Here is an 8,789-nt window from a genome sequence, read left to right as displayed (position 1 = left end):
GCTGGCAATATTGATGATCTTGCCGGCGCCACGTTTGATCATATGGCGCGCCACGGCCTGACCGACATTGAAAACACTCGATATATTGGTTCGAAGAAGTCGCTCAAATGCATCTGCGGGAAAATCTTCGAGCGGCGTGCGGAACTGCATACCCGCATTGTTGACCAATATATCGATGGCGCCGGTTTTGGCTTCGAATTCGTCTATGGCCTGCCGCGCAGCCTCGTGATCCGTTGCGTCGAAGGGCAAGGTGTGAACCGTGCCGTCAAACAGAGCTGCGGCTTTCGTCAACTTTTCCACGTCGCGGCCATTGAGCACCAGCTCGGCGCCCGCAGCCGCCAGTCCTTGGGCAAGAGCCAGGCCGATGCCTTGCGACGACCCCGTCACAAGCGCGCGCCGCCCTTTTAGATCGAAGAGGCCAAGAGACATCGTTTTCCTCCTTTTTTCATCTCGACAAATACCGGTGTCCCTGTTTATGTTATCGATAACATCCACTGTCAAGGCCAGCATCAGGGAGGAATCGAAAAGATGGAAAAGCCAGCTATCCTGCAGGTGGGCCCCTATCCGCAATGGGATCAGGAACCGCTGGACGCGGCGTTTCGTGTCCACCGCTATTTCGAGGCCGCAGACAAAACTGCGTTTCTGGTAGATGTCGGGCCATCCATAAGAGCAATTGCCACGCGCGGCGAACTCGGGGCTAACAGAGCCATCATCGAGGCTTGCCCAAAGCTGGAACTGATCTCGGTCTACGGTGTGGGCTTCGACGCGGTCGATCTTAACGCCTGCCGCGAACGAGGCGTTCGCGTGACGAATACTCCCGATGTCTTGACCAACGATGTTGCCGATTTAGGCGTCGCCATGATGCTCTGCCAATCGCGTGGCGTGCACGGCGCCGAGACATGGGTGCGAGATGGAAGCTGGGTCGGCAAAGGCCTTTATCCGTTGAAGCGTCGTGTCTGGGGCCGGCGAGCCGGCGTTCTGGGCCTTGGGCGGATTGGCTTCGAGGTCGCCAAGCGGCTGAAAGGCTTCAACATGCAGATCGCCTACTCCGACGTCGAAGCGAAACCTTACGCAAACGACATGGAATTCATCGCCGATCCGGTTAAACTTGCAGAGCAATCCGATTTTCTTTTCGTGACGCTGGCCGCCTCGGCTGCGACGCGCCATATCGTTGGGCGCGATGTGATTGAGGCGCTGGGTCCGGAAGGCATGCTGATCAACATATCGCGCGCTTCCAACATTGATGAGGAAGCCTTGTTGGACGCGCTCGAAACCGGCAAGCTTGGATCGGCAGCACTCGATGTCTTCGAAGGCGAGCCGAAGCTCAATCCGCGTTTTCTGGCGCTGGATAATGTGCTTCTTCAGCCCCACCACGCCTCGGGCACTATCGAGACGCGTAAGGCTATGGGCCAGCTCGTCCGCGACAATCTTGCCGCCCATTTTGCCGGCCAGCCGCTACCCACCCCCGTTCTTTGAGGAGAGAAGGATATGAAGGCCATCGTCGCTCACGCCGCCAAGGATCTGCGGATCGAGGAGTATCCGAACGAGGAACCGGGTGCAGGTGAGGTCAAGCTGCGACTCGCCACCGGCGGTATCTGCGGCAGCGATCTGCATTACTATAACCACGGCGGCTTCGGCACCGTGCGCCTGAAGCAGCCAATGATCCTGGGACACGAGGTCAGTGCAACGGTTACGGCCCTCGGCGCCGGCGTTCAGGGGCTCGAAGTCGGCCAGCTCGTCGCCGTCTCGCCGTCGCGCCCCTGCCGCACCTGCCGCTATTGCCAGCAGGGCCTGCACAATCAGTGCCTGAACATGCGCTTCTATGGCAGCGCCATGCCTTTTCCGCATATTCAAGGTGCATTTCGCGAAATACTGGTTGCCGATGCCATTCAATGCGTCCCTGCCGACGGCCTCACGGCTGGCGAAGCGGCGATGGCCGAACCGCTCGCCGTCACCCTGCATGCGACGAAGCGCGCCGGCGAGATGCTGGGAAAGCGAGTTCTCGTCACCGGCTGCGGGCCGATCGGCGTCTTGTCCATACTGGCCGCCCGCCGGGCCGGTGCAGCGGAAATCGTTGCAACCGATCTCTCAGACTTCACACTTTCGCTTGCCAAGGATGCCGGCGCGGACCGGGTCATCAATACGAAGGAAGAACCGGAGGCGCTTAGCGCCTATTCGGTCGACAAGGGAACTTTCGACGTTCTCTATGAATGTTCGGGGGCCGCCACCGCTCTCACCAGTGGAATTGCGGCGCTCAGGCCGCGCGGGATCATCATACAACTGGGTCTTGGAGGCGACATGACCTTGCCGATGCAGACTATCACCGCCAAGGAGCTGGATCTGCGCGGCTCTTTCCGCTTCCATGAGGAATTTGCCACGGGCGTTGAGCTGGTACGCAGGCGCCTGATCGATGTCAGGCCGTTGATTACCCATTCCGTGCCGCTTGCCGACGCCATCAGGGCTTTCGAGATTGCCTCCGACCGCAGCCGGGCTATGAAGGCACAGATCGTCTTCTCCTGAGGCAGGGCTTAAGGAGCGGCGCCGTACTGCAGGAAGATGAAAGGTAAAATAAAAGATGTCGTTCTTTGAGATCATGGATCCGGCTTTCGGTAAGTTCGTTCTCGGCAATGCTCCCGTCAAACAGATTGCCAACGGCTTCGATTGGGTCGAGGGGCCCGTCTGGTTCGGCGACCTCAATTGCCTCCTCTTTTCCGACATCCCCAACAATCGCATCATGCGCTGGATACCGGGCGTCGGTACCAGCGTCTTTCGCGAACCGTCGAACATCGCCAATGGCCACACCGGGACCGACAAGGCCGTCTCGTGAGCTGCGAGCATGGCAGCCGGAGCGTGACTCGCACGGAGTTTGACGGCTCGATCACGGTGATCGCCGACCGCTATGAGGGCAAGCGACTGAATTCGCCGAACGATGTTGTCGTGGCGTCCGATGGCGCCATCTGGTTCTCCGATCCGCACTACGGCATCGCCACGGATTACGAAGGATACAAGAGCGAGCAGGAACTACCTTGCAACGTCTATCGCGTCGATCCCTCGGGTTCGATCGCAGCCGTGCTCACCGACTTCAATTGCCCGAACGGACTGGCGTTCAGCCCGGGTGAAAAGAAGCTTTATGTGGCAGACACCGGCCGCATGCATACCGACGATCCGCGCCATATCCGGGTCTTTGACGTTGCGGAAAACTGGCGCCTGAGCGGCGGTGACGTCTTTCATGAAATCTCGCCAGGGTGTGCGGACGGGATGCGGATAGACAGCGACGGCAATCTTTGGTCCTCGGCCGGCGACGGCGTCCATTGCATTGCGCCGGACAGCCATCTTATGGGTAAGCTCCTGGTCCCCGAAACCGTCTCCAATCTTTGCTTTGGCGGACGTGGCAAACACAAGCTCTTCATCACGGCAACCACGAGCGTTTACGCGATTTCGCTCAATAGACGCGGAGCTCTTTGAACGAGATGGGATTGCGTAACCCTCTTACGTAACAAGGAACTGTTCTGGAAAACGTTCGATGAAGTTTTGAACGTCGCTCCTGATCAGGTGGTCCTCATCCATTATTCCATTATCTTGGCAACAAGCGATCAATAGCATCATTGCAGCGGTCATCGCGCGTTTTCATCAGCGACGCCGCAGCTATTGGAAGACCGACCAATACCGCAGATCGAAAGAATTGAAGGCCATTTGTTTAAGGCGCCACTCTCGGGGCTTCCATTGGACGCCTTGATGGGATCTTAACGAGCAACCAAGCCATTCAGATCAAGGCAAGAGGCCCATATTATTGAAATAATTACAGACATTTCCAGATGCACTACTATCGATCTAGGGTGTCGAGGTTGTCCAGTCTTCTATACGTAAGCCAGGGACACGATCGAACTCACGCCGATTGTTCGTAACCAGTATCAGCCCGCGGGAGCGAGCATGACCTGCGATCAACTGGTCGTATGGTCCAATTGGAGTTCCGCTGCGTGCGAGCTCGGCGCGCAATTGACCTGTATGGCTTGCGGCCATTTGATCGTACGCCAGCACTTCGAGCCGCGCGGCAAAGCCTTCCACGACGGACAAATTTCGTTCTGGAACTGCCGACTTTTCCGCGCCGTATATTAACTCCATCAAAGTTACCGAGCTGATGCTCAGTTGACCATGATGGCGGTTGAAGGCATCTCGCACTTGTTGCGGGCGGTTCTTCACCGTGAAAATGCAAATGTTAGTATCCAGCATGTACTTCAGCATCAAAATGCCTCGCGCTCCTGCAAGGCCGGCTGATCACGCTCGCTCATGAAATCAGTTGTTACTGCATCACCATCGAACCAACTGTCCCAAACTTCGCCAGCGGGCGCTATAATCCGAGTACGTCCTACTGCAACAATGTCTACGCGTTTTACGTCATCGGGCAGAGCAACGGCCTTTGGCAGCCGAACCGCCTGGCTACGGTTACTTTGGAATACTGCGCCCTGTTCCATTTCTAATCCTCCGGCCGTGTGCGAACGCCATCCCCCATCTAGTTCACATGGCGGGATATGTCAATGGGATATACATCGTGCGATTCACATAGCAGTGAGCTTCAGAGCATCTCCACCAAATATCGCAAGCAGCAGGAAACCGGGCAGTGCGCTGTCAATTTCCTCCGGCATTACAATGGGGCAAAAGGGGTGGCAGGACCACGATCGATTTCATGAACGAAATTGTGGATAGCCGCTGATCGACGTTGCATTGGGTTAGTTTCGGAGAGACGATCGCGGTGAATGGAGGCCCAAGATGCACCGGATCGAGCTTGGAGAACTGAGTGAAGCAGAGCTGATCGCGTTGCACGATGCGGTTGTTGATCGGCTACACTTCCTGCATCACCAGAAGACGACGCATGCCTTGCTCGAACTTTCGATCGGCGAGCGCGTGGTGTTCGAGGACAATAGCGGCCAGACGCGGGCCGGTATCGTCATCCGCCGAAACCGCAAAACGGTAACAGTGCACGGCGACAACGGTCGCCAATGGAATGTGTCGCCGCAATTGCTGCGCAAGGAAAAGCAGACCGGCAAATTGCAGGACGGCAAGCTGGTGCCGTTTTCCAGAAAAGCCTGATTCAGCTCGCCGTTATGACGAGCGCCGACAACGGCGGTATTGGCTATCCGACAGATGGCAAACCGAGACGATCCACGAGAAAATGATAGAATGAAATGCCGAGCTTCTGGCAGGTCTTCATGAGACCGAGCATGACGTCGCGGGCAATGCGACCGTCAAGGCTCATCGTGCCGCCGGAGATCTTTCGCCGGGTAACGAAGGCGCGAATATCGTTCTCCGAGGCAATGGCGTGCAGCGGAATGGGGTCAGGACAAGAACCGCTCAAAATCCTGCGCTCTCATGACCGTCATGGGTGTGATGAAGCATAGGCTGCCTTCGCCGAGTCTACATCGACGGCGGTTGAATTCAACCTGACTGGTGTGCTGCGATCCGATCGGACGACGATTGATCAAGCTCTCATCTGCGGATTGTTTACCGCGTTTCCCATGTTCGTCGCGGGCCTTCCTCTCTAAGGACGGGCATAAGCCTGAGCTCGCCCCAACGTAGTCCGAGGTTTTCCCATCATGCCTGGATTTCGCGGCACGCCGGGGTATCCGGCCTGAACACGTGTCGCTCAATGAAAGCGGCTTGACGGCGTCTGTGAACGTCACCGAACCCACCGGGCATGAGACGATGATATTCCTGCGCTACGGGCCGGGCGAGCTTGTCGCAGTATGTTCCGAACGCCACGATTTTGAACCGGGATAGCACCCCGCCCGGGCAAGGTTCACCTTTTTGATGCGGTGTCTGGCAAAACGCTACGGCCAAGTTGAGCCGATCACTTTCCGGGTAGCCTGGTAATCGGACTACGTGGCAAACCTATCGCCGCAAATAGCTCGGGCGCGCATTGGCGTCATAGATATCTTGCCACAGGTCCTTTTGGGAGTAGGCCTCGATCAATTGCCTCTGGGAAGCGGCATCGCAAGAAGATCAGCGCCGTTCTTTCGTCGGCGTGGAGCAATCGATGAGCCCGCGCGTTGCCGACCGTTCGATTCATTGAAACCGTTCTGCTCTTTGCGGGTTACAGCAACTGGCAAGGCGTTTCCAACGTTGCCATGGAGGTGTCCTATGATTACGCGGCGAGTGCTTTTGGCGATGATTGCGGCCGTTCCGGCTCTAAAATCCGAGCTTGCCGTTGGCGGCAAAACTGGTCGCGAGACCATCGTCCAACTGCAATACCCCCGCGCCCTGGTCACCATCCCAGAGCGGCGGGTGCGACGCGACGCTCCGACACCGATGGAAATTAAGCAAACTCATGACGCCCTTGCCTTAACACCGAACGGACCGCGTCCGATCGACATCGCGCAGAGTTTCATCGACCGCTACTACGAACGCAAACCTTCAGTCATCTCGCAACGACCGCCGCCGGCAGCATTGAATCCTCTCATTGCCGAATTTCTCGCGGTTACGGCGCTGCATCCATTGAACGATCCGATTCCATGGTGCGCTGCCTTCATCAATTTCTGCATTCGCCGCAATGGCGGGGTGGGCAGCTCGAGCGCATGGTCGCAATCGTTTCTGCCACCGGCGTTCGACGCTGTCGAGTCACCCCAAGAGGGGGACCTGGCAGTTTTCACATGCATTAGCTTATCTACGGGGAAAGATCTCGGACTAGGCCATGTCAGACGTTTCGAAGACGAGCAGCAGGTTGTCGTCGTAGGCGGCAACCAGGCAACACGAGACCAGTCCAGCATCATCTCGGAGAGAGTTTTGCCAATCGGCAACAAGCCGGTGCGAAGGCACACAAACACCGGCAAAGTAATATCGACGATGATGCACCTTAACAAGTTTGTGCGACCGGCATAATTCCAGTTCCGAAAATGGGTCTTCCGCCGGAGGCGAAAGCGCAACGAGACCGTGATTACAGGCAAGTCACGACAAAGAGGACCGCCCGACGTCCCGGGCGACCCGGCGACACTATCTTAATGCACAGTCGCGCTCGGCTTAGAACGTCCCAAAAAAGCCCGGTGCACTCGCGACCATTACTTTGAGGTGGGCGAGATCACGGATACCGTGTCGATAGAGGTGAATCACCAGCGCAGCAATATGTTCGGCCTCTTCGGAGTCCTTGGCCACTTCGATGTCCTTCAGCAGTTCGTCGAAAACGGACTGGCATGCGGCGAGGTCGCCGGCATCGAGGAATCCCGCCTTTTGATCGTCGATCGTTTCCATTGCGAGGTATCCCGGCCGAGAGGTGCCGTTCGAAAGCGACCGGCACCCACCGTCTTTAGGCAATCTGTTTTTCCCCGTCGATCTGAAGCGGCGTTGCCCGCGGCTGGTCGCCAATCGCGATCTTGCGCGGCTTCATTGCTTCTGGGATTTCCCTCTTTAGATCGATGCTCAGAAGTCCATCCGTTAGTGCGGCATTTTCGACTTTGACATGGTCAGCCAGTTCGAAGCGGCGCTCGAAATTGCGCCCGGCTATGCCACGGTGCAGATATTCGCCATCTGCCTGTTCGGCCTTTTGGCCCTTCACGACAAGGACGTTTCGCTCCTGCGTGATTTCGAGGTCGGCGTCCGCGAAGCCAGCCACCGCCATCTGGATGCGGTAGTTATCCTCAGCCGTCTTGATGATGTCATAGGGCGGCCAGGTATCGCCTGCCTGCAGGCGCTCGGTGCTATTGAGGAGATTGAATAGCCGGTCAAAGCCAATGCTGGACCGGTAAAGCGGTGCGAAGTCGAATTCGTTTCTCATAACCAAATCCTCCGTAAAGCGAAATGGAAAGGAGACGCGTCGGAAACCTTGCGTCTCCGGCTTTCCGGCCCCCATCTGGGCTGCCGGTGATATCGATGTGGTTTGTGCTTTTTTCAGTTTCAAGACGGTCTATAAATTTTTTATCACCTTATCGCGGGATCAATGCACGCGGCTTGCCATTCGACTGCGAGTCCGCTTTTCTATTGCCGCTGGCAGAACCGCATTCTCCAAGATCTTCGGCGACGGAGTTTGGGAGTGTTCGCAAATAGAGGATGCGGCCGAGATCTATTTCGATCGTGTCAGCCAGATCCAAAGACGCGAACTGGATAAGGGGCCGCGTCAGTCGGCGGCGCGGCAGCTTTCGTGTTGCCGCCGGCGGTTCCAGGAGCCGGTCGCCGTTAGGGGACAGTAAAAGTGAAGCTCGGTGCATCGCCTTTTCTCGTCGCCGGTCCGGCGCACGTTCAATAGGTATAGCCCGGAGGACTGAAATCGTCCTGCATCGCCAAACCCGATCCTTCGAGCCCTCTTAGCGGAAATCCCAGTGGTAGAGAGATGAGTTCCGTTCATTGCTAAGTAACCGCGTGAACGAATTCCAGTGAAGCGCGTTTCCTCTTTATGAACAAAGAGGAGAGATCAACGATGGACTGGAATCGCGTCGAAGGTAATTGGAAGCAAGCCAAGGGTAAGATCAAGGAGCAGTGGGGCAAACTCACTGACGATGATCTTGACCAGATTGCGGGTAAACGGGATCAGCTCGAAGGAAAGATTCAGGAACGCTATGGCATCCAAAAGGACCGTGTTAGGTCGGATATAGATGATTGGTGTCGTCGCCAGACCTGGTGACCACGGTAGGCGGTTAAGTGAAAGGCGCGGCCGATTGGACGCGCCTTTTGTTGAAGCGTACCAGCCGTGACTTACCTTTCTATCCACCCCTATGACGGATCTCCACCGTGACAAAGAGGCTTAAGGAAATTCAGCGTGAACGACGGAACAAGTTCCTCCGTTGTCGCTTTTTTTCTCATGAACA

General features: G+C 56.7%; 11 protein-coding genes and 2 pseudogenes. 7 read left to right on the top strand and 6 right to left on the bottom strand.

From position 1 onward, the window contains the following. A partial coding sequence (locus PY650_RS35465; RefSeq protein ID WP_285884727.1) for an SDR family NAD(P)-dependent oxidoreductase occupies window positions 1–429 on the bottom strand: 429 nt, incomplete at its 3' end. A gap of 99 nt (window positions 430–528) precedes the next feature. Between PY650_RS35465 and PY650_RS35460 the strand changes: the two genes are divergently transcribed. The 3 genes and pseudogenes from PY650_RS35460 (at window position 529) to PY650_RS35450 (ending at window position 3,465) form a co-directional block, all read left to right on the top strand. Then, complete coding sequence (locus PY650_RS35460; RefSeq protein WP_285884725.1) at window positions 529–1,476, top strand: 2-hydroxyacid dehydrogenase; 948 nt, start codon at window positions 529–531, stop codon at window positions 1,474–1,476. A 12-nt stretch (window positions 1,477–1,488) separates the two neighbouring features. Then, on the top strand, window positions 1,489–2,520 hold the full coding sequence (locus PY650_RS35455; protein WP_285884724.1) for an L-idonate 5-dehydrogenase: 1,032 nt from the start codon (window positions 1,489–1,491) through the stop codon (window positions 2,518–2,520). 55 nt (window positions 2,521–2,575) lie between these two features. After that, window positions 2,576–3,465, top strand: a pseudogene (locus PY650_RS35450) (SMP-30/gluconolactonase/LRE family protein). A 366-nt stretch (window positions 3,466–3,831) separates the two neighbouring features. Here PY650_RS35450 and vapC read toward each other — a convergent pair. Together vapC and vapB are read right to left on the bottom strand one after the other, a co-directional pair. After that, window positions 3,832–4,242 (bottom strand): type II toxin-antitoxin system tRNA(fMet)-specific endonuclease VapC, encoded by a 411-nt coding sequence (vapC, locus tag PY650_RS35445; RefSeq protein WP_285884723.1) that lies wholly within the window; start codon window positions 4,240–4,242, stop codon window positions 3,832–3,834. After that, window positions 4,242–4,472 carry a type II toxin-antitoxin system VapB family antitoxin gene (vapB, locus tag PY650_RS35440; RefSeq protein ID WP_285884722.1) on the bottom strand — a complete coding sequence of 77 codons (231 nt, stop codon included), beginning with the start codon at window positions 4,470–4,472 and terminating at the stop codon, window positions 4,242–4,244. Before vapB ends, vapC begins: the two co-directional genes overlap by 1 nt. Before the next feature lie 295 nt (window positions 4,473–4,767). Between vapB and PY650_RS35435 the strand changes: the two genes are divergently transcribed. Beyond that, window positions 4,768–5,088 carry a hypothetical protein gene (locus PY650_RS35435; RefSeq protein ID WP_285884721.1) on the top strand — a complete coding sequence of 107 codons (321 nt, stop codon included), beginning with the start codon at window positions 4,768–4,770 and terminating at the stop codon, window positions 5,086–5,088. A 43-nt stretch (window positions 5,089–5,131) separates the two neighbouring features. On the opposite strand, the pseudogene PY650_RS35430 reads toward PY650_RS35435, so the two are convergent. Further along, a pseudogene (locus tag PY650_RS35430) lies at window positions 5,132–5,329 on the bottom strand (IS66 family transposase); the annotation flags it as partial. Between the two features lie 305 nt (window positions 5,330–5,634). Between PY650_RS35430 and PY650_RS35425 the strand changes: the two are divergent. Next, a complete protein-coding gene (locus PY650_RS35425) occupies window positions 5,635–5,775 on the top strand; it encodes a hypothetical protein (RefSeq protein ID WP_349644549.1) in 141 nt (46 codons plus the stop codon). A 381-nt stretch (window positions 5,776–6,156) separates the two neighbouring features. After that, the gene (locus PY650_RS35420; protein ID WP_285884719.1) at window positions 6,157–6,873 is read left to right on the top strand and encodes a C40 family peptidase; all 717 of its coding nucleotides are present in this window, start codon (window positions 6,157–6,159) and stop codon (window positions 6,871–6,873) included. A gap of 138 nt (window positions 6,874–7,011) precedes the next feature. Here the strand turns inward: PY650_RS35420 and PY650_RS35415 are convergent, their stop codons facing one another. Together PY650_RS35415 and PY650_RS35410 are read right to left on the bottom strand one after the other, a co-directional pair. After that, window positions 7,012–7,239, bottom strand: coding sequence for a hypothetical protein (locus tag PY650_RS35415; RefSeq protein WP_285884718.1), 228 nt, complete (start codon window positions 7,237–7,239; stop codon window positions 7,012–7,014). Window positions 7,240–7,294: 55 nt separating this feature from the next. Continuing rightward, complete coding sequence (locus tag PY650_RS35410) at window positions 7,295–7,762, bottom strand: Hsp20 family protein (protein ID WP_285884717.1); 468 nt, start codon at window positions 7,760–7,762, stop codon at window positions 7,295–7,297. Window positions 7,763–8,401: 639 nt separating this feature from the next. Here PY650_RS35410 and PY650_RS35405 point away from each other — a divergent pair. Then, entirely contained in the window at window positions 8,402–8,605 is a 204-nt protein-coding gene (locus PY650_RS35405; RefSeq protein WP_285884716.1) for a CsbD family protein, read from the top strand. Window positions 8,606–8,789: the final 184 nt, after the last annotated feature.

Source organism: Martinezella calliandrae (assembly GCF_030272695.1).
GTDB lineage: Bacteria > Pseudomonadota > Alphaproteobacteria > Rhizobiales > Rhizobiaceae > Rhizobium > Rhizobium calliandrae.
Note: the sequence above shows the minus strand (reverse complement) of the source record. Positions and strands in the feature narration are given on the sequence as shown.

Bases quoted from the DNA above. Each gene is read 5' to 3' on its own strand.
- PY650_RS35460 (WP_285884725.1), top strand. From the start codon at position 529: ATGGAAAAGCCAGCTATCCTGCAGGTGGGCCCCTATCCGCAATGGGAT.
- PY650_RS35455 (WP_285884724.1), top strand. From the start codon at position 1,489: ATGAAGGCCATCGTCGCTCACGCCGCCAAGGATCTGCGGATCGAGGAG.
- vapC (WP_285884723.1), bottom strand. From the start codon at position 4,242: ATGCTGAAGTACATGCTGGATACTAACATTTGCATTTTCACGGTGAAG.
- vapB (WP_285884722.1), bottom strand. From the start codon at position 4,472: ATGGAACAGGGCGCAGTATTCCAAAGTAACCGTAGCCAGGCGGTTCGG.
- PY650_RS35435 (WP_285884721.1), top strand. From the start codon at position 4,768: ATGCACCGGATCGAGCTTGGAGAACTGAGTGAAGCAGAGCTGATCGCG.
- PY650_RS35415 (WP_285884718.1), bottom strand. From the start codon at position 7,239: ATGGAAACGATCGACGATCAAAAGGCGGGATTCCTCGATGCCGGCGAC.
- PY650_RS35410 (WP_285884717.1), bottom strand. From the start codon at position 7,762: ATGAGAAACGAATTCGACTTCGCACCGCTTTACCGGTCCAGCATTGGC.
- PY650_RS35405 (WP_285884716.1), top strand. From the start codon at position 8,402: ATGGACTGGAATCGCGTCGAAGGTAATTGGAAGCAAGCCAAGGGTAAG.